The 25,535-nt window shown below is 65.3% G+C and carries 20 protein-coding genes, 3 tRNA genes, 1 pseudogene and 1 riboswitch; of the genes and pseudogenes, 7 read left to right on the top strand and 17 right to left on the bottom strand.

Annotation, left to right across the window (positions count from 1 at the left end; all coding sequences use genetic code 11):
* Positions 1-20 precede the first annotated feature (20 nt).
* Positions 21-1,844, top strand: a complete 1,824-nt coding sequence (locus tag CCONF_RS01875; protein ID WP_290224660.1) for a ribonucleoside triphosphate reductase — start codon at positions 21-23, stop codon at positions 1,842-1,844.
* Positions 1,825-2,511 carry an anaerobic ribonucleoside-triphosphate reductase activating protein gene (locus CCONF_RS01870; protein WP_290224657.1) on the top strand — a complete coding sequence of 229 codons (687 nt, stop codon included), beginning with the start codon at positions 1,825-1,827 and terminating at the stop codon, positions 2,509-2,511. The genes CCONF_RS01875 and CCONF_RS01870 overlap by 20 nt, the downstream gene beginning before the upstream one ends.
* Before the next feature lie 30 nt (positions 2,512-2,541).
* Here CCONF_RS01870 and CCONF_RS01865 read toward each other — a convergent pair whose 3' ends face one another.
* The 4 genes from CCONF_RS01865 to CCONF_RS01850 form a co-directional block, all read right to left on the bottom strand.
* Positions 2,542-3,192, bottom strand: a complete 651-nt coding sequence (locus CCONF_RS01865; RefSeq protein WP_290224655.1) for an AAA family ATPase — start codon at positions 3,190-3,192, stop codon at positions 2,542-2,544.
* 8 nt (positions 3,193-3,200) lie between these two features.
* Positions 3,201-3,971 carry an energy-coupling factor transporter transmembrane component T family protein gene (locus CCONF_RS01860; protein WP_290224653.1) on the bottom strand — a complete coding sequence of 257 codons (771 nt, stop codon included), beginning with the start codon at positions 3,969-3,971 and terminating at the stop codon, positions 3,201-3,203.
* Positions 3,964-5,439: an ABC transporter ATP-binding protein gene (locus CCONF_RS01855; RefSeq protein WP_290224650.1), complete on the bottom strand. Its 1,476-nt coding sequence runs from the start codon at positions 5,437-5,439 to the stop codon at positions 3,964-3,966. Before CCONF_RS01855 ends, CCONF_RS01860 begins: the two co-directional genes overlap by 8 nt.
* Positions 5,432-6,016: an ECF transporter S component gene (locus CCONF_RS01850; RefSeq protein ID WP_290224648.1), complete on the bottom strand. Its 585-nt coding sequence runs from the start codon at positions 6,014-6,016 to the stop codon at positions 5,432-5,434. The genes CCONF_RS01855 and CCONF_RS01850 overlap by 8 nt, the downstream gene beginning before the upstream one ends.
* Positions 6,006-6,120, bottom strand: a riboswitch (TPP riboswitch). Its footprint overlaps the gene before it by 11 nt.
* 149 nt (positions 6,121-6,269) lie before the next feature.
* On the opposite strand from CCONF_RS01850, the gene CCONF_RS01845 reads away from it, so the two are divergent.
* Genes CCONF_RS01845 through CCONF_RS01830 form a run of 4 tightly spaced genes read left to right on the top strand, consistent with a single transcriptional unit; the run spans position 6,270 to position 9,622 of the window.
* Complete coding sequence (locus CCONF_RS01845; RefSeq protein WP_290224646.1) at positions 6,270-7,106, top strand: ABC transporter ATP-binding protein; 837 nt, start codon at positions 6,270-6,272, stop codon at positions 7,104-7,106.
* Positions 7,107-7,122: 16 nt separating this feature from the next.
* Positions 7,123-7,911 carry an ABC transporter permease gene (locus tag CCONF_RS01840; RefSeq protein WP_290224643.1) on the top strand — a complete coding sequence of 263 codons (789 nt, stop codon included), beginning with the start codon at positions 7,123-7,125 and terminating at the stop codon, positions 7,909-7,911.
* Between the two features lie 8 nt (positions 7,912-7,919).
* Positions 7,920-8,981, top strand: coding sequence for a sensor histidine kinase (locus CCONF_RS01835; protein WP_290224641.1), 1,062 nt, complete (start codon positions 7,920-7,922; stop codon positions 8,979-8,981).
* Entirely contained in the window at positions 8,978-9,622 is a 645-nt protein-coding gene (locus CCONF_RS01830) for a response regulator transcription factor (RefSeq protein WP_290224639.1), read from the top strand. The genes CCONF_RS01835 and CCONF_RS01830 overlap by 4 nt, the downstream gene beginning before the upstream one ends.
* A gap of 145 nt (positions 9,623-9,767) precedes the next feature.
* Here the strand turns inward: CCONF_RS01830 and CCONF_RS01825 are convergent, their stop codons facing one another.
* The 5 genes from CCONF_RS01825 to rplJ form a co-directional block, all read right to left on the bottom strand.
* Positions 9,768-13,760: a DNA-directed RNA polymerase subunit beta' gene (locus CCONF_RS01825; protein WP_290224637.1), complete on the bottom strand. Its 3,993-nt coding sequence runs from the start codon at positions 13,758-13,760 to the stop codon at positions 9,768-9,770.
* Between the two features lie 111 nt (positions 13,761-13,871).
* Positions 13,872-17,369 carry a DNA-directed RNA polymerase subunit beta gene (rpoB, locus tag CCONF_RS01820; RefSeq protein ID WP_290224634.1) on the bottom strand — a complete coding sequence of 1,166 codons (3,498 nt, stop codon included), beginning with the start codon at positions 17,367-17,369 and terminating at the stop codon, positions 13,872-13,874.
* A 287-nt stretch (positions 17,370-17,656) separates the two neighbouring features.
* Entirely contained in the window at positions 17,657-18,640 is a 984-nt protein-coding gene (pgfA, locus tag CCONF_RS01815; RefSeq protein ID WP_290224632.1) for a cell envelope lipid trafficking protein PgfA, read from the bottom strand.
* Between the two features lie 191 nt (positions 18,641-18,831).
* Positions 18,832-19,221, bottom strand: a complete 390-nt coding sequence (gene rplL / locus CCONF_RS01810) for a 50S ribosomal protein L7/L12 (protein WP_290224629.1) — start codon at positions 19,219-19,221, stop codon at positions 18,832-18,834.
* 80 nt (positions 19,222-19,301) lie between these two features.
* Positions 19,302-19,823 (bottom strand): 50S ribosomal protein L10, encoded by a 522-nt coding sequence (gene rplJ, locus CCONF_RS01805; RefSeq protein WP_290224626.1) that lies wholly within the window; start codon positions 19,821-19,823, stop codon positions 19,302-19,304.
* Between the two features lie 490 nt (positions 19,824-20,313).
* On the opposite strand from rplJ, the pseudogene CCONF_RS01800 reads away from it, so the two are divergent.
* Positions 20,314-20,454, top strand: a pseudogene (locus CCONF_RS01800) (FAD-binding domain-containing protein); the annotation flags it as partial.
* A gap of 5 nt (positions 20,455-20,459) precedes the next feature.
* Here CCONF_RS01800 and CCONF_RS01795 read toward each other — a convergent pair.
* From CCONF_RS01795 to CCONF_RS01760, 8 genes are all read right to left on the bottom strand, one after another.
* Entirely contained in the window at positions 20,460-21,890 is a 1,431-nt protein-coding gene (locus CCONF_RS01795; protein WP_290224623.1) for a phytoene desaturase family protein, read from the bottom strand.
* Positions 21,891-21,985: 95 nt separating this feature from the next.
* Complete coding sequence (gene rplA, locus CCONF_RS01790) at positions 21,986-22,690, bottom strand: 50S ribosomal protein L1 (RefSeq protein WP_290224621.1); 705 nt, start codon at positions 22,688-22,690, stop codon at positions 21,986-21,988.
* An 80-nt stretch (positions 22,691-22,770) separates the two neighbouring features.
* Positions 22,771-23,208, bottom strand: a complete 438-nt coding sequence (gene rplK / locus CCONF_RS01785; protein ID WP_290224617.1) for a 50S ribosomal protein L11 — start codon at positions 23,206-23,208, stop codon at positions 22,771-22,773.
* A 236-nt stretch (positions 23,209-23,444) separates the two neighbouring features.
* On the bottom strand, positions 23,445-24,368 hold the full coding sequence (gene nusG, locus CCONF_RS01780) for a transcription termination/antitermination protein NusG (protein ID WP_290224615.1): 924 nt from the start codon (positions 24,366-24,368) through the stop codon (positions 23,445-23,447).
* Positions 24,369-24,497: 129 nt separating this feature from the next.
* Positions 24,498-24,830, bottom strand: coding sequence for a preprotein translocase subunit SecE (gene secE, locus CCONF_RS01775; RefSeq protein WP_290224613.1), 333 nt, complete (start codon positions 24,828-24,830; stop codon positions 24,498-24,500).
* Positions 24,831-24,861: 31 nt separating this feature from the next.
* Positions 24,862-24,937 (bottom strand) — tRNA-Trp (locus CCONF_RS01770).
* A gap of 124 nt (positions 24,938-25,061) precedes the next feature.
* Positions 25,062-25,133: transfer RNA gene (locus CCONF_RS01765), tRNA-Met, on the bottom strand.
* A 53-nt stretch (positions 25,134-25,186) separates the two neighbouring features.
* A tRNA-Thr gene (locus CCONF_RS01760) sits at positions 25,187-25,259 on the bottom strand.
* Positions 25,260-25,535: the final 276 nt, after the last annotated feature.

The following is a 25,535-nucleotide window of genomic DNA, read 5'->3' as shown; positions in this document are numbered from 1 at the left end:
CCTGAACCGAAAGGACACCCATGGCTTCCAAGCCTTCCGCGCGCCCTGCGCAGCACACGACCATCGACGTGCGGTCCACCCTGGACGAGTACCTCGAGCGCGCCGACTGGCGCATCCACGCCAACGCCAACCAGGACTACTCCCTGGGCGGGATGGTGCTCAACACCTCCGGCAAGGTCACCGCTAACTACTGGCTCAACCACGTCTTCTCCCCCGCCGCCGGGCAAGCGCACCGGGCCGGCGATCTCCACATCCACGACCTGGACATGCTCTCCGGCTACTGCGCCGGCTGGTCGCTGCGCCAGCTTCTGGAGGAAGGCTTCCGCGGCGTGCCCGCCACGGTCAGCTCCGCCCCGCCCAAGCACTTATCGTCCGCGTGCGGCCAGGCGGTCAACTTCCTGGGCACGCTGCAGAACGAATGGGCGGGCGCGCAGGCCTTCTCCAGCTTCGACACTTACATGGCCCCCTTCGTGCGGCTGGATAACTTGAGCTACGAGCAGGTGAAGCAGACCCTGCAGGAGTTCGTCTTCAACCTCAACGTTCCCTCGCGCTGGGGCACGCAGACGCCCTTTACCAACCTCACCTTCGACTGGACCTGCCCGGCCGACCTGGCGGATATCACCCCGCTAATCGGCGGCGAGCCCGTCGACTTCCGCTACGGGGACCTGCAGGCGGAGATGGACCTTATCAACCGCGCCTTCCTGGAGGTCATGTCCGCCGGGGATGCCGACGGCCGGCCGTTTACCTTCCCCATCCCGACCTACAACATCACCGAGGACTTCGACTGGGACAGCCCGAACGCCGAGGCCCTGTTCACCATGACCGCGCGCTACGGACTGCCCTATTTCCAGAACTTCCTCAACTCGGATCTGGATCCCGGCATGGTGCGCTCCATGTGCTGCCGGCTGCAGCTTGACCTGACGGAGCTACTCAAGCGCGGCAACGGCCTCTTTGGCTCGGCGGAGCTGACCGGCTCCATCGGGGTGGTCACCCTCAACTGCGCGCGGTTGGGCTACCTCTACCGCGGCGACGAGGAGGCGCTGCTGGCCCGCGTGTCCGAGCTGGTCGACCTAGCCGTGGACACACTGGAGCGCCGCCGCACCTTCGTCCAGGAAAACCTGGACCGCGGCCTCTACCCGTACACGCGGCGCTGGCTGCCCAGCCTGGACAACCACTTCTCCACCATCGGCGTCAACGGCTGCAACGAGATGATCCGCAACTTCACCCAAGACGCCTACGATCTCACCAATCCGCAGGGCCACGACCAGGTCGCGCGCCTGCTGGACCACGTCAACGCCCTGCTCACCCGGGCCCAGGAGCGCACCGGGCACCTCTACAACCTGGAGGCCTCCCCGGCCGAGGGCGCAACCTACCGCTTTGCCCGCGAGGACAAGGAGCGCTTCCCGGACATCCTGCAGGCCGGCACCGCGGCGCAGCCCTACTACACCAACTCCTCCCAGCTACCGGTGGCCCACACCCCGGATCCCTTCGCTGCTCTGGCCGCCCAGGAGGATCTGCAGTCCAAGTACACCGGCGGCACCGTCCTGCACCTGTACATGGGCTCGGCCATGTCCTCCGGTGAGGCCTGCGCCACGCTGGTCAAGCGGGCGCTGAGCACCTTCCGCCTGCCGTATATCACCATCACGCCGACGTTTTCCATCTGCGGCTCGCACGGCTATATCTCCGGCGAGCACCCGCAGTGCCCGGAGTGCGGCGAGGCCACGGAGATGTGGACCCGCGTGATGGGCTATTTCCGACCCGTGTCCAGCTTCAACACCGGCAAGCAGGGCGAGTTCCACGAGCGCGAGTACTTCGCGGAGTCTTATGTCGACCAGGCTCATTAATCCCCCGCACGCTTCCGCCGGGCCGGCCAGCTCCTCGCTGCCCATCGCGGGGGTCATCCCCTTTTCGACCTGCGACTGGCCGGGCAAGCTCACGATCACGGCCTTCGTGCAGGGCTGCCCGCTGCGCTGCCGTTACTGCCACAACCCGGCGCTCCAGCCCTTCGGAAACGGCGGCGACCAAGGCTTCGAGGAGGTGCTCGACCTGCTGCACGCGCGTAGGGGGCTTATCGATGCCCTGGTCATCTCCGGCGGGGAACCGCTGGCGGTACCAGGGCTGGCCGATGCCATCCGCCGCACCCACGCCGCCGGTTTCCCGGTGGGGCTGCACACCAGTGGCTATAGTCCGGCGCGGCTGCGGCGCCTGCTGGCGGATCCGGACACCCGGCCGGACTGGATAGGCCTAGATGTCAAGAGCCTGCCCAGAGACTTGCCCGCCGTGGCCAGGGTGACGCCCGCGGTAGCTCACCGCATGTGGCAGAGCCTGGATATCGCCGCGGACACCGCCCACGCCCACGGCATGGGGCTGCAGCTGCGCACCACCTCCTGGCCCGGCTCCGTGGTGGAAAGCCACTTGCCGGAGCTGCAAACTGCGGCGCGGGCGCGGGGATGCGAGCTGGTGGTCCAGGCCGCCCAGGGCTGTGACGCCGAGGGCTATTACCGCGGTTAGGCGGCTGGCGCGGCTGGCTTTCTGCCTCCGCTAGTCCTGCACCGGGGTCCAGTCCCAGTGGACGTCGAAATCGATTCCGGCGGCCTCGAGTTCTGCGAAGTGTTCCTTTTCTTGTTCCTCCCAGACCTCGAACCACTCGGCGTAATACGGATCGCGGCCCAGCGCGCGCTCCTTGCGCTCTTCGCGTGGCCCGGTGACCCAGACCGCCACGACGCTGCCGCGCTCCCGGGCGGTGGCCAGGGATTCCGGGGTTACCGAGCCCACGCCCTCGACGATGAGGTCGTCGCGGGCGTCTAGGCTCATCCACTCGCCGGGGGCGTTGGCCTCCCAGTCCCAGCGCCAGTAGCCAGGGTTCATCTGGCGCAGGACGTGCTCGTGGACCATCTCCGAGCCGCGGTCCAGGCCGTGCCAGCCGGGGTAGAACTCGTCCAGGTGTACGACCTGGCAATTGTCGCGTTCGGCCAGACGAGCCGATAGCCAGGTTTTGCCCGCCCCCGACGGGCCGTCGATGAGCACGGTGACGGGCTTCATCGGCCGCTTGGTCTCTGCGGCGAGCTCTAAAACTCGCGCGACCACGTAGGCCTGCTGCCGGTCGATGCTCAAGTGATTTAGTGCCGCCGCGGACGGGAAGGGCTCGTCTGCGACGCCACTAGCAGGTTGCTCGGGCTGGTCAGAGGGCATAGAAGCTATCACAATCCAAAAAATCGCCAGGAGTTCGTGACTACCGAAACTACCACCGGGACGGCCGCGAGTACTACGACACCGGCCATGGCCAGCCAGTCTTGGGTGCGCAGGCGGGATTCGCGCGCCCAGGTCCGGCTCCTGCCGTGCGGCGGGGTGCGGCCGAAACCGCGGGCTTCCATCGCCGTGGCGAGCTTGCCGCCGCGCCGCAGGGCCACGACCAGCAGGCCGAAGGACATCGAGGCCATGTGCGCAATCCGGCCGCGGTCGGTCAGCCCCCTAGCCCGGCGGGCCCGTTCCAAAGACGCCCAGTCGTCCTTGAAGAGGGTGGCCATGCGCACTCCGGCCACCGCGCCGATGACAAAACGGGCGGGCAGCCGCAACACCTGGGCCAGGCCGTCGCCCAGCTCCGTCGGGTCGATGTCGCGCGCCAGCACCACCACGGGCAGGGCGACGGCCAGGACACGGATCATCACCGCGATAGCCAGCTCGACCGAGTTCTCCGTGACCACCGCCAGCCAGATGGAGAAGTACTCCTTACCGCCCGGCCGGCCGTAGAGCAGCATAGAAATGCCCGACAGCGGGGCGATAACCAGCAGGGGCCAGGCCAGCCGGATCAGCCGGGGCCAGGGCACCCCGCACAGCGGGGCGAGCAGCACCGTCAGGCCCAGGGAGACGGTCGCGCTGACCCAGTCCAGGCTCAGCAGCAGCGGCGTGGTGAAGATGACCATCAGCGTCAGCCGGGTCACTGGGTTGACAGTCGTCAGGATATTAGGCATTCCGGCCCTCCCCTCGCCGGCGGCCGCGGACACGACTCGCTGGCACGCTGGGCGCGGCCTCGGGGGCCGTGACGCGGATGTGGCCATCACCCAGCGCCGCGATGAACATCTCGTCGTGGGTGATGGAGGCGATCGTGGTGCCGGCGTCGACGAGCTCGCGCAGCATGACGACCAGCTCGGCGAAGGTAGACGGATCCTGGCCGAAGGTGGGCTCGTCGAGGAGGACCACCGCCGGCGCGGTCACCAGGGCGGTAGCCACTGACAGGCGGCGCTTCTCCCCGCCGGAGAGCGTGAACGGGTTGGCCTCCAGCAGGTGCCCGAGCCGGAGGCGCTCCACCAGCTCGTCGATGCGCGCGGTCGGCACCTCCTCGCCCATCACCGTTGGGCCCACGCGCAGCTCCTCAGCCACGCTGCGGGCAACGAATTGGTGCTCCGGGTTCTGGAATACGTAGCCGATACGGTGCGCCAGCTGCCGCGACTTCCACTTCCGCGGGGTGGGCGGCAGCCCGCGGGCGACCTCGTCCGACAAGCCGATCTGACCACTGACCGGGGCGAGCAGGCCGGCCATGGTCATCAGCCAGGTGGTCTTGCCGGAGCCGTTCGGCCCGGTAATCACGGTGGAGGCCCCAGCCGGGATCTCGTAGCTGCGCGGCGGGCCGAAGCGGGTGACCAGGTCGCGTGAGAACATCGCGGCCGGCGCGTGCGGGGCAACCGGCCGGGCTTCCGGCAGACCAGTCACCGCCCGGGCGGCGGCCACTTCCGCGACGGTGGAATCCGCGCTCACGCGCCCGTCGCTGAGCACGATCGCGCGGTCCAGCAGGTCTTCCCAGCCGGAGTAGTTGTGCTCGACCACGACGAGCGTCGCGCCGGTGGCCTCGACAGTGTCGCACACCGCGGCGATCACGTCCCGGGCGCCCTGCGGGTCGAGGTTGGCCGTGGGCTCGTCGAGCAGGATCAGACCCGCGCCCATGGCGATGATCCCGGCCAGCGCCAGGCGCTGCTTCTGCCCGCCGGACAGGCGCTGCGTCGGGTGGTCAAGGCCGACGTCCAGGCCCACCACGGCCAAGGCGTGGCGCACACGGCGCCAGATCTCTTCCCTTTCCACGCCGAGGTTCTCGCACCCGAAGGCGACGTCATCGCCCACGCGGGAGGCGATCACCTGCGCGTCCGGGTCCTGGAGCACCAGCCCCACCGGGACGGTGCGCCCCGGCGCCTCGCGGTGGCCGGCGCCGTCGTAGAGCGTCAACTCGCCGGTCTGCTCGCCCTCGTCATCGCCGCCCAGCACGCCCGCGAAGGCGGCCAGCAGCGTCGACTTGCCGGAGCCGGAGTCCCCGCACAGCAGGACGCGCTCGCCTGGCGCGATGTCGAGCTCAATGTCTTTGAGTGCCGCCCGGTTGCGCCCGGCGTGCTGCCAGCCGAAGCCCCGGGCGGCAAGTCCCGTCGGGTGGTTGGCAGCGGGACTAGGCACGGGTTTCCCGGCCGACCGCAAACCGGTCCAGGGCGCCGGTGCGCGCCAGGGCGCGGACCAGGTAGTAGCCGAGCACGCCAGCCAGGATGGCGCCGGAGATCATCAGGCAGGACAGGTAGATGAGGTTGAACTCCAGCGACTTGGCCAGGTTAGCGGACGTGAACAGCTCCAGGATGAATGCGCCAATGCCCGCGCCGATGCCGGACAGTGCCGCCACCGGCAGCTTGAAGTTCCGGTAGGCGAAGATCGCCAAGACGATCTCGACGCCCAGGCCCTGGGCCAGGCCGGAGTAGAGTGTCTCGATGCCCCACTGGCTGCCCAGCGCCGCGGAGACCGACGCCGCTAGGACTTCGACGAAGATAGCCGCGCCCGGCTTGCGAATCACCAAGCCGCCAATGACGCCGCCCAGCAGCCAGATACCGGTGGCCAGTCCCCCGAGCCCCGGTGTGAGGCTATCCATGGCCATGAACCATGCGTACCCCACGGTGTTCCACAGCAAGAAAATCAGACCGCAGGCCACACCCAAGATGGATGCAACCACGATGTCTACAACACGCCAATGAAGCCTATTCGGCATTTTTCCTCCCTCGCGCCGGCATTACCCGGATCAGGTTCTACGGTTCGGCCCCAGGCCATCTCAGCCGCTGGACTTTGCCGCCAGCAGCTCCCGCGTTTGTTTAATTGTACAGGCGTTTAGCATAGCAAGCCCCTTCACACGACAAAATCACCTGCCCGAGCGGGGGTAGAGACCCCGCCCCATGACATTTGTCATGCCTATGTCTGGATCTTTGGCCTACGCACCCCTTGATCTTCTCCCCGATACTCGGGGCATGAACGCGAGCACGAACAGCAATCCCACCCCAGCTATTGAGATTCAGCACCTGACCAAAGCCTTCGGGCGCGGCAAGAAGCGGGTCAACGCCATCCGGGACCTTGACCTAACCATCCCCGCTGGGGAGGTTGTCGCCTTGGTAGGCGCCAACGGCGCGGGCAAGACAACGCTTTTCGACATGGTGCTAGGACTGACCGAACCAACCAGCGGCACCATCGAACTCTTTGGCGGGCCACCCGCCCGGGCCGCGAAGACCTCGCGCGTGGGCGCGGTGATGCAGTCTGGCGGACTTCTCCCCGACATCACGGTCGAGGAGACCATACGCGCAATAGCCGGGCTGCACCCGCGGTCCGCGCCACTGGATGAGGTCGTGCGCGAAGTCTTGGAGGAGACCCGGCTGACTGAGATCCAGAACCGTAAGGTCCGGTTGTGCTCCGGCGGGGAGCAGCAGCGCGTGCGTTTCGCGCTGGCAATCCTGCCCCGCCCCGACCTCCTCATCCTGGACGAGCCCACCACCGGCATGGACATCTACGCCCGCCACGAATTCTGGGACGCCTTGCGCTACCAGGCACGAAAAGGCCAGACCATCATTTTCGCCACCCACTACCTCGAGGAGGCCCAGCGCTACGCCGACCGCGTGGTCATCCTCCAGGACGGCCTTGTCACCGCCAACGGCACCGTCGCGGAAGTCCAAGGCAGCTACCCGAGTCTCGACGAGGCGGTGCTGCGCTACATCGCCCCCGATTTCACCGCCGACCTCCACGCTGGCCTGCGGCCGGAGGAGACCAACGCGAAGAACTCCGAAGTCACGACTTGGCCTACGCGACGGACCTAAGAAAGGAATTACAGGAATGACTACCACCGCATCCGCTGCCACGCCTGTCCGCTCCCTGACGGCGCTAAACCTCAAGCGCGCCTTCCGGGATTTCACCAACGTCTTTTTCACTGTCATCATGCCAGTCGGCTTCTACCTGCTCTTCGGAGCACTGCAGGACTATTCGTCCATGCCGGACTTTGCGCACGGCAACCCGAAAGCCTTCGTCATGGTCTCCATGGCGCTTTACGGCGCGGTCATCGCCGCGACCGCGGCGGCCGGAGGCACGGTCGTGGAAAGCCGCAGTGGTTGGGGCCGCCAACTAGCGCTTACCCCCACCACCCCGGGCCACTACCTGACCGCCCAGGTGCTGTCCTTGGCGCTGCGCTGCACCCTCCCCGTAGTGGCTGTTTTCATCGCCGGCGCCCTGACCGGTGCCACTATGACTGCGGGCGCGTGGGCCGCCTGCTTCTTTGTCTGCATCGCCGTTTCTCTGCCCTTCGGCGTCTACGGCATGGCCTTCGGGGAGCTTTTCCGCTCCGACAGCGCGATTACGATAGCCTCCACGCTCATCGTAGTCTTCGCCTTCGCCGCCAACATGTTGATGCCCCTCAGCGCCGGTATGCTCGACTTCGGGCGCTTCACGCCCCTCTACGGCGCCAACGCCCTAGCCAACTACCCCCTCACAGACGGGGTACAAATAATCTCCGACGAACCCTACTACCACGAAGAAGCCCTCCCCAATGCCCTAGCAAACATCGCCGCCTGGGCTGCTATCTTCGTAATCACCTTCATACTGCTCAACCGCCGCCAGAAGGGACGTTAAACCGCCTCATGCACTTCTCCCGCAGCGACGCCACCAAGAGCAGCATCTGGCTCGTCTTCTTGCTGTTTTCCTTCGTGCCCTTGCTGTTCTCGGAACTCAACGGCACAGCCCTAGCAACCGTCGCTGCCGGCTTTGTGTTTTTCGCCCTCGCCGACACCCTAGGCTCCGGCTACTACGCATCAGTACCCCGCCGGCGCCTGCCCCTCTTCGTGCTCACCTGGTGCGCCGTCCTGCTGATCGGTCCGCTAGCCCTCCTACCGCTTATCGGCTGGTACGTGCTGGTCTTCCTGCCCTATTTCATGGCCGTCTTCCTCTACGCCACGCCTGGGATGACCGGCTACGCCATGGTCGGTTGCGGAGCCGGTTTCACGGTGATCCTCCTGATCATCTTCCAGCCGCCGAATGCCTTCGTCCTGGGCGGCCTCGCAGTGTGCACCCCGGCGTTCATGGTGCTCAACAAGACCCTCGAGGATAGGAAGGCCGCGGAGCGCAGCGCCGAGAGCCGCTTCCGACTGGCGCGCGAGCGCGAGACCATCGCCAGCGACATCCACGATCTGTTGGGGCAGTCCCTGACCGTCATCAACCTCAAGTCCGAACTAGCCCGGCGGCAGCTCCAGTTCGCTCCGGAAAAGGCCGAGGAGGAGCTGCGCGCCATCAGCGAGCTGACGCGCTCCTCCCTGGACGAGGTGCGCGCCACCGTGACCGCTTTGCGCCAGCCGCAGCTGGCGGTGGAGCTAGCCAATGCCGAAAATGCGCTACACGCCGCGGGCATCGCCGCCCGTGCCCCGGAGCCCTCCCGTGCCCAGGAGATCGCCGCTGAGAATCAGGCCGTGTTCGCCTGGGCGGTACGCGAGGCCACGACCAATATCCTCCGCCACGCCGGGGCCCGCCGGGCCTGGATCGAGGTCACGCCCACACGTCTCATCGTCGGCGACGACGGCATCGGCCACACGATCTCCCCGGGCAACGGGCTAACGGGCCTGCGCGCCCGAGTCGAAGACGCCGGCGGTACGTTGAGCATCACTTCCCAACCAGACCGAGGAACCCGGATTGAGGTGGAAATGCCATGACTAAAGACTGTGGAGCCAAGGCCCCCATCAAGGTTTTCATCGCGGACGACCAACACCTGGTCCGCGGGGCGCTCGCCGCGCTGCTGAGCCTTCAGGGAGACCTCGAGGTTGTGGGCGAGGCCGCCGACGGCGCGCAGATCGTCTCCCAGGTACGCCAGTGTCGACCGGACGTGCTCATCATGGATATTGAGATGCCCGGCACCAGCGGCCTGCAAGCGAGCAAAGAGCTGCGCAACGCAGGACTGCTGGGAGCCGGCAAGGCCCGCGTTCTTATCGTGACCACCTTCGGGCGCACCGGCTACCTGCAGCGCGCACTGGCCGCCGGGGCCTCCGGCTTCATCATGAAGGACACCCCTCCGGATTCCCTGGCCGAAGCCGTACGCCGCATCCACGCCGGCCACCGCGTCATCGATCCGGAGCTGGCCGAGCGAGCCCTCTTCAGCCCGCCCAACCCGCTCACCCAGCGCGAGGTAGAGGTCTGCCACGCCGCCACTGAGCACCACAGCGTGCGCGACATCGCCGCGGCCCTGCATTTGAGCGAGGGCACCGTGCGCAATCACCTGTCCGCCATCATGACCAAGACAGCCACCGGCAACCGGCACGCCGCCGTCGCCGCGGCCGAGGACAACGGCTGGCTCTAGCGCCCCTCCCTCGGGCGGGGCATCAGAGGCCCTGGCAAGGTTAGGGGCGGATCACAAAGACAGCGGCCCCGCAGCCTCCCGTGAAGGAGGTGCGGGGCCACTGTGCAGACCGAATGTGTGCGGTTAGACCGCGGGAGTGCTTCCTTTAGAAGAAGTCCTCCTCCAGCGGCACGGAAGCGCCGGTGAACTCACCGAAGCTGTCGTCGCTGTAGATGGTATCGCTGTAGGTCGGGATGGAGTACGCCGCGTTGCGGGCGGCCTCCGTCGGCTTCACAGTGATGTTGCGGTAGCGGGAAATACCGGTACCGGCCGGGATCAGCTTACCGATGATCACGTTCTCCTTGAGACCGATAAGCTTATCGGAGCGCTTGTTGATAGCGGCATCGGTAAGCACGCGGGTGGTCTCCTGGAAGGAGGCGGCGGACAGCCAGGACTCGGTAGCCAGGGAGGCCTTGGTGATACCCATGATCTCACTGCGCAGCTGAGCGGGCTCGCCGCCCTCGGCCACCTGCGCGGCGTTGATCTGCTTGGCCTCGGACAGGTCCACCAGGGTGCCCGGCAGGAACTCGGTCGAGCCGGCCTCGATGACCGTGCCACGGCGCAGCATCTGGCGGATGATGATCTCGATGTGCTTGTCGTGGATAGCCACACCCTGGGTCCGGTACACGGCCTGGACCTCGTCGATGAGGTGCTTCTCCACGCCACGGCGACCCAGGACCTCCAGGACGTCGTGCGGGTCGGCCGCACCGCGCATCAGGCGCTCGCCGGTGACGACGTGGTCGCCGTCGCGCAGGGAACGCTCGATCATGGCGTCCGGGTTGGACTCCATCGGGCGGCGCACCTGAGCCAGGCCCTGGCGCTTCGACAGCTTCTCGTAGACCACGTTGTCCGAACCATCGTCCGGAGTGATGGTCAGGGTCCAGAAGTTGCCCTCGTCCGACAGGGACACGGTGCCGTCCACAGAGGCGATCGGGGCGCGGTTCTTCGGGTTACGGGCCTCGAAGAGCTCCTGCACGCGCGGCAGACCGCCGGTAATATCGCCGCCGACACCGCCCTGGTGGAAAGTACGCATGGTCAGCTGGGTACCCGGCTCACCAATCGACTGGGCGGCCACAATACCGACGGCCTCGCCGATATCGACCAGGTGGCCGGAAGCCATGGACTTGCCGTAGCACTTAGCACAGACACCAGCCGGGGTCTGGCAGGTCAGCACGGAGCGGACCTTGATCTCCTGCACGCCAGCCTGGACCAGCTTGTTGGTCAGGCTCTCGGTCAGGTCGGAGCCGGCCTCAGCCAGCACGTTGCCATCGGCGTCCTTGACGTCGCTAGCCACCACGCGGCCGGAAGCAGAGGTCTCCCACAGCTCATGAACCGTGTACTGGCCCTCGGCGACCTCGGTGCCGATCGGCACGCGCACGCCCTGGCGGGTGCCGCAGTCTTCTTCGCGGACGATGACGTCCTGGGCCACGTCGACCAGACGACGGGTCAGGTAGCCCGAGTCGGCGGTACGCAGCGCGGTATCCGCCAGGCCCTTACGGGAACCGTGCGAGTTGTTGAAGTACTCCAACACCGACAGGCCTTCACGGAAGGAGGTCTTAATCGGACGGGTGATGTAGTCACCCTTGGAGTTCACGACCATGCCCTTCATGCCGGCCAGCGTCCAGATCTGACGCATGTTACCGGCCGCACCGGACTTAACGATCATCGGGATCGGGTTGTCATCCGGGTAGAGGTTCTCCACCGCGTTACCCACGGTGTCGGTGGCGTCCTTCCAGAGCTCAACCAGGCGGTCGTAGCGTTCGCGCTCGGTCAGGGCGCCCTGCACCCAGTACTTGCGCTCGATCCGCTCGGCTTCCTTCTCATAGGACTCCAGGATCTCGGTCTTGTTCGGCAGAACCAGAACGTCGGACATGGTGATGGTCACGCCGGAACGGGTAGCCCAGTAGAAGCCGGCGTCCTTCATCTTGTCCAAGACCTGAGCCACGGTAATCATCGGGTACTTGACTGCGAGATCGTTGATCACGTCACCCAGCAGCACTTTATTGCCGGACCCGCCCTTACGGACCATGACGCCCTCGAGGTACGGGTAGTTCCACGGCAGCAGCTCGTTGAACATGATGCGGCCGATGGTGGTCTCCGCCAGCCAGGCCTGGCCACGCTCCCAGCCATCCGGGAACTGCTCGGCCTCGATGTCCTCCGGCGGACGCAGGTGGTCGATGCGCACCTTGATCGGGGCCTGCAAGCCCACGACGCCACGGTCGCGCGCCATGAGCGCCTCTGCGTAGGAGGAGTAGACGCCGGTGGCCGGCTTGTCGGTCTCCGCCTCGTGGAAGCGACCCTCGCCGCCGATCTCGTCCTCGGTCTTGTCCATGGTCAGGTAGTACAGACCGGTGACCATATCCAGGCGCGGCATAGCCAGCGGCTTACCGGAGGCCGGGGACAGAATGTTGTTGGAGGCCAGCATGAGCACGCGGGCCTCGGCCTGGGCCTCGGCGGACAGCGGCAGGTGGACTGCCATCTGGTCACCGTCGAAGTCGGCGTTGAAGGCTTCACAAGCCAGCGGGTGCAGCTGAATGGCCTTGCCCTCAACCAGCTTCGGCTCGAAGGCCTGGATGCCCAGGCGGTGCAGGGTCGGCGCGCGGTTCAGCAGCACCGGGTGCTCAGAAATGGCCTGCTCCAGCACGTCCCAGACTTCGGAGCGCTGGCGCTCCACCATGCGCTTAGCGGACTTGATGTTCTGCGCGTAGTCGTTTTCCACCAGGCGCTTCATGACGAAAGGCTTGAAGAGCTCGAGCGCCATCAGCTTCGGCAGACCGCACTCGTGCAGCTTCAGCTGCGGGCCGACGATAATAACCGAACGGCCGGAGTAGTCCACGCGCTTACCCAGCAGGTTCTGACGGAAGCGGCCCTGCTTGCCCTTGAGCAGGTCGGACAGGGATTTCAGCGGGCGGGAGCCCGGGCCGGTGACCGGACGGCCGCGGCGGCCGTTGTCGAACAGCGCGTCCACGGACTCCTGCAGCATGCGCTTCTCATTGTTCACGATGATCTCGGGCGCGCCCAGATCCATCATGCGCTTGAGGCGGTTGTTGCGGTTGATCACGCGGCGGTACAGGTCGTTCAGGTCGGAGGTGGCGAAACGGCCACCGTCCAGCTGCACCATCGGGCGCAGCTCCGGCGGGATGACCGGGATAGCGTCCAACACCATGCCGGCCGGGTCGTTGCCGGAACGCAGGAACGCGGCGACGACCTTCAGGCGCTTCAGGGCGCGCATCTTCTTCTGGCCCTTGCCGTTGTTGATGGTCTCGCGCAGGACCTCAGCCTCGGCCTCCAGGTCAAAGTTGCGGATGAGCGTCTGGATGGCTTCCGCGCCCATGCCGCCGGTGAAGTAGTCCTCGTAGCGGTCGACGAGCTCTTCGTAGATATTCTCGTCGATGATCATCTGCTTCGGAGCCAGCTTGACGAAGGTGTTCCAGATTTCGTCCAAGCGAGCGACCTCGCGCTCGCCGCGCTCGCGGACGTGCTGCATCTCCTTGTCCGCAGCGTTCTGGACCTTACGGCGGGCGTCCGCCTTGGCGCCGGCTTCCTCCAGCTCAGCCAGGTCGGCCTCGAGCTTGGACGCACGCTCGGCGATTTCTGCCTCGGTGTCGTCCTCCACGTCCTTCTTCTCGAGCAGCATCTCACCCTCGAGGGTGGACATGTCGTTGTGGCGGGCCTCTTCATCCACGGATGTGATGATGTTGGCCGCGAAGTAGATGATGCGCTCCAGATCCTTCGGAGCGAGATCCAACAGGTAGCCCAAGCGGGAGGGCACACCCTTGAAGTACCAGATGTGGGTAACCGGAGCGGCCAGCTCGAGGTGGCCCATGCGCTCACGGCGGACCTTGGACTTGGTGACCTCGACGCCGCACCGCTCGCAGATGATGCCCTTGTAACGCACGCGCTTGTACTTACCGCAGGCGCACTCCCAGTCGCGGGTCGGCCCGAAGATGCGCTCGCAGAACAGGCCGTCCTTCTCCGGCTTCAGGGTTCGGTAGTTGATGGTCTCGGGCTTTTTGACCTCGCCCTTGGACCAGCGACGGATGTCTTCAGCGGTGGCCAGACCAATGCGGAGCTCGTCGAAGAGGTTTACGTCGAACACGTAAATTCTCCCTTTCATCCTCGTTTAACGAGGAATTGTTGGCATTTGAAAAAGTAACTTGTTTCCTTGCCCGCCGCTGGGAAAACCAGCGGCGGACCTAAAGCAGAGTCGCTAGGCGATGTCGGCGGCGGAACCCTCATCGCGGGACAGGTTAATGCCCAGCGAGGAACCGGATTCCATGTCGTCTTCATCCGAGCCGGAAAGCTCCATCGGCGTGCCGTCGGTGGACAGGACCTCCACGTTCAGGCACAGCGACTGCAGCTCCTTGAGCAACACCTTGAAGGATTCCGGGATGCCCGGATCCGGGATGTTCTCGCCCTTCACAATGGCCTCGTAGACCTTCACGCGGCCGACCACGTCGTCCGACTTGATGGTCAGCAGCTCCTGCAGGGTGTAGGCCGCGCCGTATGCCTGCATGGCCCACACCTCCATCTCGCCGAAGCGCTGGCCACCGAACTGGGCCTTACCACCCAGCGGCTGCTGGGTAATCATGGAGTACGGACCAGTCGAACGGGCGTGGATCTTCTCATCCACCAGGTGGTGCAGCTTGAGCATGTACATGTAGCCGACCGAGATCGGGTACTTGTACGGCTCGCCGGAACGGCCGTCGAACAGCGTGGCCTTGCCCTCGCCGTCGACCAGGACGTCGCCGTCGCGGTTCGGGCGGGAGGATGCCAGCAGGCGGGAGATCTCTTCGTTGGTCGCGCCGTCGAAGACCGGGGTGGCGGTCAGCGAATCGGCCGGGACGTCGTAGAGCTCTTCCGGCAGGGTCTGGAGCAGTTCGGCGTTAGCCGGGTCGTCGACGTCGACCTTCCAGCCGGCGTGTGCCAGCCAGCCGAGGTGGACCTCGAGGACCTGGCCGATGTTCATACGACGCGGAACACCGTGGGTGTTCAGGATGATGTCGACCGGGGTACCGTCCTCCATGAACGGCATGTCCTCCGGCGGCAGGATCTTGCCGACAACGCCCTTGTTGCCGTGGCGGCCGGCCATCTTGTCGCCGTCCTGGATCTTGCGCTTTTGGGCGACGTAGACGCGGATCATCTCGTTGACGCCCGGGGCCAGGTCGTCATCGTCTTCGCGGCTGAAACGAGCCACGCCGATGACCTTGCCGACCTCACCGTGCGGGACCTTCATCGAGGTGTCGCGCACCTCGCGGGCCTTCTCTCCGAAGATGGCGCGCAGCAGGCGTTCCTCCGGGGTCAGCTCGGTCTCGCCCTTCGGGGTGACCTTACCGACCAGGATGTCGCCCGGGCGGACGTCGGCGCCGATGCGGATGATGCCGCGCTCGTCCAGATCGCTGAGCACGTCCTCGGCCACGTTCGGGATCTCGCGGGTGATTTCCTCGGCACCCAGCTTGGTGTCGCGGGCATCGATCTCGTGCTCCTCAATGTGCACGGAGGTAAGGATGTCCTCTTCGACGATGCGCTGGTTGAGGATGATGGCGTCCTCGTAGTTGTGGCCTTCCCACGGCATGAACGCCACGAGCAGGTTGCGGCCCAGCGACATCTCGCCGTTGTGGGTACCCGGGCCGTCGGCCAGCACCTGGCCGGCCTCGACGCGGTCGCCCATGGACACCAGCGGGGTCTGGTTGTAGTTCGTGCCCTGGTTGGTGCGCTCGAACTTGCGCAGCATGTAGGTGTCGCGCTGGCCCTCATCGTCCATGATGGTGATGAGGTCCGCGGTCACGTCCTCGACCACGCCGGCCTTCGGGGTGATGACCAGGTCGCCGGCGTCGTAAGCCGCGCGCTGCTCCATACCGGTGCCCACGTACGGGGCCTCGGAGCGCACCAGCGGCACCGCCTGGCGCTGCATGTTCGCGCCCATCAGTGCACGGTTGGCGTCGTCGTGCTCCAGGAACGGAATCATGGCGGTAGCCACGGACACCATCTGGCGCGGGGAGACGTCCACGTAGTCGACGCCGGAAGCGTCGGTCACGGCGATGTCGCCGTCGCGCTGGCGGACCTCGATACGATCGCCGACGATGTTGCCCTCGGCGTCCTGCTCGACCTCGGCCTGGGCGATGGAGAAGCGATCCTCCTCGTCGGCGGTCAGGTACTCGACCTGGTCGGTGACCTTGCCGTCGACGACCTTGCGGTACGGGGTCTCGATGAAGCCGAAGGAGTTCACGCGAGCGTAGGAGGCCAGCGAGCCGATCAGGCCAATGTTCGGGCCCTCCGGCGTCTCGACCGGGCACATACGGCCGTAGTGGGACGGGTGCACGTCTCGCACCTCGATGCCGGCGCGCTCACGGGACAGGCCGCCCGGGCCCAGCGCGGACAGGCGGCGCTTGTGAGTCAGGCCGGACAGCGAGTTGTTGTGGTCCATGAACTGGGACAGCTGCGAGGTACCGAAGAACTCGCGAATAGCTGCCGAGACCGGGCGCACGTTGATAAGGGAGGTCGGAGTGATGGACTCCGCGTCCTGGGTGGTCATGCGCTCGCGCACAACGCGCTCCATGCGGGACAGGCCCACGCGGACCTGGTTCTGGATCAGCTCGCCCACGGTGCGCAGACGACGGTTACCGAAGTGGTCAATGTCGTCGGTGTTGATGGAGATCATCTCACCGTTCGGCGCCTTCATCTCGCCCTCACCGACGTGCAGGCGCACCAGGTACTCCAGCGCGACAGCAATGTCTTCCTCGGTCAGCGTCATCAGGCCGTCGTGGTCGCCGCCCAGGCCCAGCTTGCGGTTGACCTTGTAGCGGCCGACCTTGGCCAGGTCGTAGCGCTTCGCGCGGAAGAAAGAGTTGTCCAGCAGGGACTGAGCCAGCTCGCGGGTCGGCTGCTCGCCTGGGCGCTGTTTGCGGTAGATCTCCAGCAAAGCCTCGTCCGTGCTGGCAACGCCATCGGACTCGAGGGTGGACATCATCAGCTCGGAGAAGCCGAAGCGCTCGCGGATCTGCTCTTCGGACCAGCCCAGGGCCTTGAGCAGCACGGTGACCGGCTGGCGGCGCTTGCGGTCGATGCGCACGCCGACGGTGTCGCGCTTGTCCACGTCGAATTCGAGCCAGGCGCCGCGGGACGGGATGACCTTCACGGAGTGCAGTGGGCGCTCCGTGGACTTATCGATGGTCTGGTCAAAGTACACGCCCGGGGAACGCACGAGCTGGGAGACGACAACACGCTCGGTGCCGTTGACAATGAACGTGCCCTTGTCGGTCATCATCGGGAAGTCACCGATGAACACCGTCTGAGATTTAATCTCCTGGGTGTCATTGTTGATGAACTCTGCGGTCACGTAGAGCGGCGCCGAGTAGTTGATGTCCTTTTCTTTACACTCGTCGACGGTGTTCTTCACCGGCTCGAAGCGCGGCTCGGACAGCGACAGGGACATATTGCCTGAGTAGTCCTCGATCGGGGACAATTCCTCTAGGATGTCCTCCAGGCCAGAGGTAACGCGCGCGCCGTCGCCGCGTTCAGCCTGCTGGCGCTCACGCCACTCCGGCGTGCCGATGAGCCATGCAAAAGAATCAAGTTGTAAGTCAAGGAGGCCCGGAACCGCAATCGGCTCGCTAATCTTAGCGAACGAATAACGCTTCGGGGCTCCAGGGATATTGGCCACTGACTTGGTCTGGCGGGAGACTGCCAAGATGGGTCCTTCCAGCACCTCACGCGGATCACTTCCCCACCTGGGAGGGGCGAGCAAGCAAAACCGCTGGTAGATTTAGCATTCGGTCTGCTGTGGAATCAGCGGGCTCAGATAGCACAAAATCACCTTGTCAAGTCGCTTTACCATCACCACGTGCCAAGGCTAAATGTGCACTGGGGATCCGGATTCCAGCGCAACGAAACAGCCTATATCAATTCCGGCGATTTGTAAAGAAGCGCGCGATCGTCTATGTGCCCCGGGCCCCTAGTCGCGAACGCTGAGGGGGACGAGGCCCAGGCTTAGCCTCAGAGAGCCCGCTTGGCCTTCTGGCCGCGCGGACCGAAAACCCCTAAGATTCCTAGCAGCCCGATGATGGTCAAGACAACGCCTAGGCCGAGGCCAATCCAGCGCGCGATGTTCGCGGCCTGCGGATCCGGAATCTGGCCGGCCTGCTCAATGAGCTGGCCGCGATCCTCGTCAGATGTGGAGGCCTGGAAGACGAAGGCGTCCGCGCGACGCTCGCCCTCCCGGGTGCCATAATAGTCGTCGATGTCCAGATCCATGCCCACCACCATGCCGGTGGCGTGGTCGACGTAGATGCTGCGCTTGCCGGAGTGGAACAGGTAGCCGGGCTCCGTTCCGCCGTCGGGGGTTTCGAACTGGGTAGTGTTGCCCATCCCCGCGTACAGCGTGGCGACATTGACCGGCGCGATCTCCTGGTCGTAGCGGTAGATCTCCCGGCCGTCTATCTCCTGTTCCTCGGCGAAGACGGCGTCTTCGGCCTGGCGCAGGGTCGGGTCGAAGACCGGGTAGGTGGTCTTTTCCGCCTCCGAGGGGAACTTCAGCCAGTAGCCGTCCACGGCCACCTCGGCCGCCGGCGAGGCAATCGTGTGGTTCAGGCGCGCCTTGTCTTGCGCCGCGCCGCTGACACGGTCGACGGGGAAGTTCCACACCTGGGCACTGACCAGGTTCTCCACGTCGCCGGCTTCGGCCTCGGTGCCGCGCACGGTGGTCTGCCCGACCCGCAGGGAGGCGTCCTCCTTGCCGGAGGGATCCACGGTGTCGTAGTGCAGCTGGTAGGCCAGCGGACCCTCGTAGGGCTGCGTCCCCTCTTCGCTTGTGGTCTGCGCCCGGCCGTCCGGGTCGCTGAAGCTAAAGGTGGTGTGTTCGGCGTCCAGCGGCAGCTTGGCCCGCAGGTCTAGGAAGACAGGCGCGAGCGCGCCCGCGGCGATCAAAGCGATGCCGAGGCCTAGAACGATCACGGAGATGATGCGGGATTTGGGCAGCATGGTACAGCATCTTACAACCCAGCAATTGCCGGTTGATAACGAAACACCCGTTTCTAGCGCGCGACCTCTCCCCCGCCGCTGTGTGGAGACATAAAAAGACCTCCGCCTGCTCCCGCGGTGATTCGGGGCAGGCGGAGGTGGTTAAAGCCTTAAGAAGGCTTAGGCCGAAGCCGAAGTGAGTCTAGTTGAGACTACTTCAGCTCGACGGAAGCGCCAGCCTCTTCCAGCTTGGTCTTGGCGGCCTCGGCGTCGTCCTTGTTGGCGCCTTCCAGGATGGCCTTCGGAGCGGACTCGACGAGCTCCTTGGCTTCCTTCAGGCCCAGGCCGGATACGATCTCGCGGACAGCCTTGATGACGCCGATCTTCTTGGCGCCAGCGTCGGTCAGAACGACGTCGAACTCGTCCTTCTCCTCAGCAGCAGCGTCGCCACCGGCAGCCGGAGCGCCCGGAACAGCAGCGGCAACCGGAGCGGCAGCCTCAACGTCGAAGACCTCTTCGAATTCCTTGACGAACTCGGAGAGCTCGATGAGGGTCATTTCCTTGAAAGCTTCAATGAGCTCGTCCTTGGTGAGCTTAGCCATGGTAAGCATCCTTTCTTATGTGAGCGCTGCGATAGCGACTCGGTAGTGGTGTAGTTGTTGCGCAGGTTGTGCGCGAATTCTTAAGCTTCTGCTTCCTTCTTGTCCTGCAGAGCCGCAACGGTACGTACGGCCTTGGTTGCAGGAGCGTTGAAGAGAGCGGCAGCCTTCGCCATAGAACCCTTCATAGCGCCAGCCAGCTTGGCCAGCGTGGTCTCACGGTTGTCAAGGTCAGCAATGGCCTTGACCTGGTCGGCAGTCAGAGCGTTGCCGTCCATGTAACCGCCCTTGACGATGAACGCGTTGTTATCCTCGGCGAACTTCTTCATCACCTTGGCGGCGTCGACAGCCTCGCCCTTGATGAAGGCGATAGCGGTCGGGCCGACTAGGTGCTCGTCAAGACCCTCGATGCCAGCTTCCTTGGCAGCGATCTTGAAGAGGGTGTTCTTGGCGACGGAGTAGTCAACGTCAAAGCCCAGGTTGTTACGCAGCTCGGAAAGCTGTGCCACGGTCAGGCCGCGGTACTCGGTCAGCACGAACGCATCAGCAGCGTCGAGCTTGCCCTTCAGCTCCGCCAGGTCTGCGGTGTTCTTCGGGTTTGCCATCTTACTCTCGCCTCCTTCCAAAACATCTCTTGTTTTTCCGCCGGAGCTTTTTCTAGCAAGTCCCGGGCGGGGTTTAACTCACCCGGTTGTCGCATCAAAAAAGCCCCGTGCAAGAGCACAGGGCGCACACATAGATGTGATGCACAAGTGTCTCCTGCGTGGGCCGTCCCCTTGGATGGGAAACCTTCGACCTTCCAACAGGAAGATGACCAACGGTCTTCGGTGAAACTTGAGCTCGGGATTCCTCCCGTTCAAACTTCGCTGTATACCCTAACACCCGGCCTGCAGATTTAAAAAATCGTCGGCTCGGGCGGCGTTGGTAGGCTTGGCCCATGACTAGCCTGATGTAGTTTCGCGACGATCTACGCCTGCCCGATAACCGGGCGCTGGCCTGGGCCAACGAACGCGGGCCCGTGGTCGCGGTGGTCCTGGACGAGCCGGCCGCCTACCCCGCCCGGCCGCTGGGCGCGGCGACGGACTGGTGGCGCGAGGCCTCCACTGGCGCGCAGGCGAGACCTGGTTCTGGGATACCTTGGTGGACGCGGACCCAGCCTCCACCCCCTTCGGCTGGCAGTGGATTGCCGGCTGCGGCGACGACGCCACGCCGTCCCACCAAGCCGGCCTGCCGGACGATATCTAGCTTCGCACCTGGCCCAGGATCCGGCCCGCGCAGTTCCAGCCACCCATGCCGTGCACCCCGCCGCCGGGCGGGGTGGCCGCCGAGCACATATAGACCCCGTCGGCCAGGCGGTAGGGGTCGAAAGTCAGGCGGGGGCGGGCGAGCATCTGCAGCCCGCTCATCGCCCCGGCAGCGATGTCCCCGCCCACCAGGTTCGCGTCGTGGGCGGCCAGCTGCGCGGGCGAGCTGGCCCGCCGGCGCGCCACCACGTCGCGGAAGCCGGGCGCGAAGCGCTCGATCTGGGCCTCGATGCGCTCGGTGACCTGGCCCGGGTAGGCCTCGCGGTAGCCGTTGGGCACCTGCGCGTAGGCCCATAGCACCGGCCCGCGGGAGGGGTCTGCCACCGCCTGCTGGCAAACCATCACGAAAGGCCGCTGCGGCAACTGCCCGGCGGCCACCTGGCGCGCGGCCAGCTCGATATCTTCTGCCCCGCCGCACACGTGCACCGTGCCGGCGCCGCCCACAGCCGGGTCCGCCCACGGCACCGGGGCGCTCAGACGGTAGTCCACCTTGTGCACCCCGGGCCCGTAGCGCCAGGCGCGCAGGCTGGCCGCCACCCGCCCGGGCAGGCGCAGCCCGTCGATGCCCAGCACGCCGCGCGGGGCCAGGTCCAGTACCACCGCGTCCCACTCCTGCCGGCCGTCGGTACCCACCAGCTCGTCCATGCTCGTGATAGGCCGCCCGCACAGCACGTGGCCACCGACCGCGCCCAGCTGCCCCAGCAGGTGATCGATGATCGCCTGGGTGCCGCCGCGGGCGACGGGCCAGCCGTCCGCCATGCCGAAGGAGTTGAAAAGGACGCCGAGGCTGGCCGTCAGGGGCTTAGACGGCGGGCACAGCGCGTGCGCGGCCGAGCCCAGCGTCAGAACTTGGGCCGGCTCTTCCCGGAAGAAAGCTGTGCTCATCGCCTGGGCCGGCCACGGCGCCCGCAGCCCGAAGCGGACCAGGTCCACCGGGTGTGGCGGCCACCCCGCCATCGGCCGCAGGACATTGGCCGCGTGGCGCTCGGGGTGCTCGACCATGGGCCGGTGGATGAGTTCCCAGCGCTGGCCGTCGCGGCCCAGCCCTTGGGCGGTCTCCTCGACCCCGGGCCGCAGCAGCGCGGCGGGCTTTCCCTCCAGGGGGTGCGCCAGGGGCAGCGGCGCGTGCAACCAGTCGTCAAAATCGAGCTCGCGCAACGCCGGGGAGACCAGCCCGAAGGGGTGCGCGGCCGCGCCGAAGTCCACGGTGGTGCCCGGCCCGAGGGCGTCGCGGACCGAGCGCGCCGCGCCGCCCGCGGTGGGCTGGGCCTCGAAGACGGTGACCGCCCAGCCAGCCCGGGCCAGCCGCGCGGCCGCCGTTAGCCCGTTGGGTCCTGCCCCTACTACCGCCGCGCGCTTTTGTGTCATAGAACGAGGATAGAGCAAAACCCGCCCGCCTCCCAGAAAAGGGAGACGGGCGGGTTTGACGCTTAATCTACGTGGCCGCGGAAGGCCTCGCTAATTTACTCAGCGAAGTTCTTCTGCACGGACGGATCCACCGGGATGCCCGGACCGTTGGTGGTCGAGATGGTGATCTTCTTCATGTAGATGCCCTTGGAGGCGGACGGCTTCAGGCGGTTAAGCTCCTCGATGAGGGCGCCGTAGTTCTCGGCCAGCTTCTCCGCGTCGAAGGAAGCCTTACCCAGGATGGCGTGCAGGTTGGAAGCCTTGTCCACGCGGAAGGAGATCTTGCCGCCCTTGACCTCGGAGATGGCCTTAGCCACATCGTTGGTCACGGTGCCGGTCTTCGGGTTCGGCATCAGACCACGCGGGCCCAACACGCGGGCCACGCGGCCGACCTTGGCCATCTGGTCCGGGGTGGCGATGGCCACGTCGAAGTCCAGGTTGCCGGCGTTGACAGCCTCGAGCAGCTGCTCGGTGCCGACGATGTCGGCGCCCGCCTGCTCAGCCTCGGTAGCCTTCTCGCCCTCGGCGAAGACGGCCACGCGGACGTCCTTACCGGTGCCGTTCGGCAGGGAGACGGTGCCGCGGACCAGCTGGTCGGCCTTGCGCGGGTCAACGCCCAGGCGCACGACCACGTCGACGGTGGCGTCGAAGTTCTTGGAGGAGGTCTCCTTGGCCAGCTTGGCGGCCTCTAGCGGACGGTACAGGCGGGAAAAGTCAACCTTTTCCGCGGCGGCCTTGTAAGCCTTGGATTTGGTGCTCATTATTAGCAGTCCTTTTCTTGAATAAAGGGTGGTGTGGTCTTTGGCGGGCCGGAGCTGGCCCTACCACATGCAGTTGTTTCTTAGGCCGGCGCGCCGTCGACGGTGATGCCCATGGAGCGGGCGGTACCGGCGATGATGCGGGCGCCGTTCTCGATATCGCGGGCGTTCAGATCCTCGAACTTGGTCTGAGCGATTTCCTTGCACTGATCCCAGGTGACAGAGCCAACCTTGTCGGTGTGCGGAACGCCCGAGCCCTTCTTGATGCCGGCGGCCTTGAGCAGCAGCTTCGCTGCCGGCGGGGTCTTCAGCTTGAAGTCGAAGGAACGGTCCTCGTAGACGGTGATTTCCACCGGCACGATGTTGCCGCGCTGGTTCTCGGTTGCGGCGTTGTAAGCCTTGCAGAACTCCATGATGTTGACGCCGTGGGCACCCAGTGCCGGGCCAACCGGCGGGGCCGGGTTAGCGGCGCCAGCCTCGATCTGCAGCTTGATGAAGCCAGAAACCTTCTTCTTAGCCATCGAATTACCTCTTTCCTAGTTACCGGCACGCCCGCCACGATGAATAACGGGTGCCGTCCGGATGCTTCCCCTCTCTCGGGTTCGGCCACCGGGGATGAACGAATAACGGCGTATGCGGCACTTAACCACACACGCCGGTCAATATTACGGGACGGGCCCTATCAGGCCCAAATCCCGGTTAGTCTCCTCGCTGGCGGGACACTTGGCTCCGCGCCAGCGGGGAACTGAGGTGAACTTTAGTTGATGCGCTCGATAGCGGTCGGCGACAGCTCGACCGGGGTCTCGCGGCCGAAGATGGAGACCAAGCCCTGCATCTTGCCGGTCTCCTCGTCGATCTCGGAAATGGTCGCAGACACGGACGCCAGCGGGCCGGACAGGATGGTCACGGCCTCGCCCACCTGGAAGTCGTGGGCGATCTTCTTCTTGACTTCCTTCTCCGGCATGGCCACGACCTGCTCGCCCTCGGCGGCGTTGGCCGCGGCCTCGCCGGTCCTCGCAGCGGTGTCGTTCGGCATCAGAAACTTAGCCACCTCGCGCGGCTTGACCTCGGTGGCGTTGCCCTCGTTGCCCACGAAGGAGGTAACACCCGGGGTGTCGCGGACCACGGACCAGGCCGCGTCGTTGAGCTCCATGCGGACCAGGACGTAGCCCGGCAGCAGCTTGCGCTTGACGATCTTCTTCTTGCCGTCCTTGTTGGCCTCGAGCACCTGCTCGACCGGGACGATGACCTCGAAGATGGAGTCCTCCACACCCAGGGTCTGGGCGCGCATGTCCAGGTTGGTCTTCACCTTGTTCTCGTAGCCGGAGTAGCACTGGATGATGTACCACTTGCCGTCGCGCTTCTTCAGCTCGGAGGTGAAAGCGCGCAGGCGGCGGCGGTAGTCCGCCTCCGGATCGACCTCTCCTTCGCCCTCGGCGCCTTCCTCGGCCTGGCCCTCAGCCGGCGCGGAGTCGGTGGACTCGACCTGGCCGGCGCTCTCCTCGGCCGCGGCCGGGGCCTCGCCTTCGCCAGCCTCGGCGGTAGCGGCGTTGTCGGCATTCTCGACGCCATCCGCGTTCTCGGTGCCGTCGGCGCTCTCGGCGGCGTCGGCAGCCTTGTCCTGGATGCTTTCCAACAGGGCCGACTCGACGGAGTTCTCGAGGTTGTTGTCTTCGCTCACTGGATTCTTCCTCACCTTGGGGTTTCGCGTGCCACCGATTATAGGCGGCGGGCTAATAAATTATCCCGCCCTCCCCATCATCGGGAAGCGGCGGGACTAAGCTTTCTAGCTTGCTGTTTACCTAGTGTACTAAGGAGTCAGTACCCACTCAACTCCGAGGCCGGTCAGCGTGTCGACGCTCCAGACCAGAGCGGTCAGCACGATCAGGAAGCCGAAGGTCACCAGGGTGTACTGAACCATTTCCTTGCCGGTCGGCCAGACGACCTTCTTAACCTCGGTAACAACCTCGGGAAGGAAGGAAGCCACGCCGTTGCCCGGCTTTTCATCCTGCGGGCTAGCGGTAGCGACCTGGCCGCCGCGCTTCTTGGCGTAGTCAGCAGAGGAGGTGGTAGAGGCGCCGGAGCGTTGACGCTTGCCGGTGGGACGCTGTGCGCCAGCATCTGGCCGCTGATTATCGCTCACGACGTCTAAACTCCTCGCTAAAAAATAAGTTTGGCAGGGGCGACAGGACTCGAACCTGCAACCTACGGTTTTGGAGACCGTTGCGCTACCAATTGCGCCACGCCCCTAGGTGTACTGCTTTTAAAACAGCAGGGACTACCCTACCAGAGTAGCGGGTTAATAAATAAACCGCCCTCATTTTCGGTGGAGATCGGTAATAAAAAAGCGCCCGAGGGCGCTTTTTGTTCCCGGTAGCGATGGCGAGAATTGAACTCGCGACACAGCGATTATGAGTCGCTTGCTCTACCACTGAGCTACACCGCCAAGTGACCGCTTCCTTAAAGGGTACTGTTGGATAATACCCTAGAAACGAACAGAGCCCCCTGACAGAATCGAACTGTCGACCTTTTCCTTACCATGGAAACGCTCTGCCGACTGAGCTAAGGGGGCACAGCCTCGTTAAGACAAGCGGTAATTCTTTCCGCCCCTCTCGCGTTGAAGCCTTGATAACAATAACCCGATTCCTAAAACTTTCACAAATCAGCAGCATAGACGCTATTTTTACGGCTTCTAAAGACGCCTGTTTTCGCCTTGGTTGCGCCTCTCTTCCGGCCACTGCCGAGCGCGGGCGGGGACACGTCCCGGAAACCCCGCGCCGCGCCGCATCCGCCGCGGCGTTACGTGTCGCCCCAAAGTCCGTGTAGCGCGGGTCACAGTTGTGCTAGC

The sequence above is a fragment of the Corynebacterium confusum genome (assembly GCF_030408715.1).
GTDB lineage: Bacteria > Actinomycetota > Actinomycetes > Mycobacteriales > Mycobacteriaceae > Corynebacterium > Corynebacterium confusum.
The sequence above is the reverse complement of the archived record's forward strand: the minus strand, read 5'-3'. Positions and strand labels throughout refer to the sequence as shown.

Bases quoted from the DNA above. Each gene is read 5' to 3' on its own strand.
- CCONF_RS01875 (WP_290224660.1), top strand. From the start codon at position 21: ATGGCTTCCAAGCCTTCCGCGCGCCCTGCGCAGCACACGACCATCGAC.
- CCONF_RS01870 (WP_290224657.1), top strand. From the start codon at position 1,825: ATGTCGACCAGGCTCATTAATCCCCCGCACGCTTCCGCCGGGCCGGCC.
- CCONF_RS01865 (WP_290224655.1), bottom strand. From the start codon at position 3,192: ATGCCCTCTGACCAGCCCGAGCAACCTGCTAGTGGCGTCGCAGACGAG.
- CCONF_RS01860 (WP_290224653.1), bottom strand. From the start codon at position 3,971: ATGCCTAATATCCTGACGACTGTCAACCCAGTGACCCGGCTGACGCTG.
- CCONF_RS01850 (WP_290224648.1), bottom strand. From the start codon at position 6,016: ATGCCGAATAGGCTTCATTGGCGTGTTGTAGACATCGTGGTTGCATCC.
- CCONF_RS01845 (WP_290224646.1), top strand. From the start codon at position 6,270: ATGAACGCGAGCACGAACAGCAATCCCACCCCAGCTATTGAGATTCAG.
- CCONF_RS01840 (WP_290224643.1), top strand. From the start codon at position 7,123: ATGACTACCACCGCATCCGCTGCCACGCCTGTCCGCTCCCTGACGGCG.
- CCONF_RS01835 (WP_290224641.1), top strand. From the start codon at position 7,920: ATGCACTTCTCCCGCAGCGACGCCACCAAGAGCAGCATCTGGCTCGTC.
- CCONF_RS01830 (WP_290224639.1), top strand. From the start codon at position 8,978: ATGACTAAAGACTGTGGAGCCAAGGCCCCCATCAAGGTTTTCATCGCG.
- pgfA (WP_290224632.1), bottom strand. From the start codon at position 18,640: ATGCTGCCCAAATCCCGCATCATCTCCGTGATCGTTCTAGGCCTCGGC.
- rplL (WP_290224629.1), bottom strand. From the start codon at position 19,221: ATGGCTAAGCTCACCAAGGACGAGCTCATTGAAGCTTTCAAGGAAATG.
- rplJ (WP_290224626.1), bottom strand. From the start codon at position 19,823: ATGGCAAACCCGAAGAACACCGCAGACCTGGCGGAGCTGAAGGGCAAG.
- CCONF_RS01795 (WP_290224623.1), bottom strand. From the start codon at position 21,890: ATGACACAAAAGCGCGCGGCGGTAGTAGGGGCAGGACCCAACGGGCTA.
- rplA (WP_290224621.1), bottom strand. From the start codon at position 22,690: ATGAGCACCAAATCCAAGGCTTACAAGGCCGCCGCGGAAAAGGTTGAC.
- rplK (WP_290224617.1), bottom strand. From the start codon at position 23,208: ATGGCTAAGAAGAAGGTTTCTGGCTTCATCAAGCTGCAGATCGAGGCT.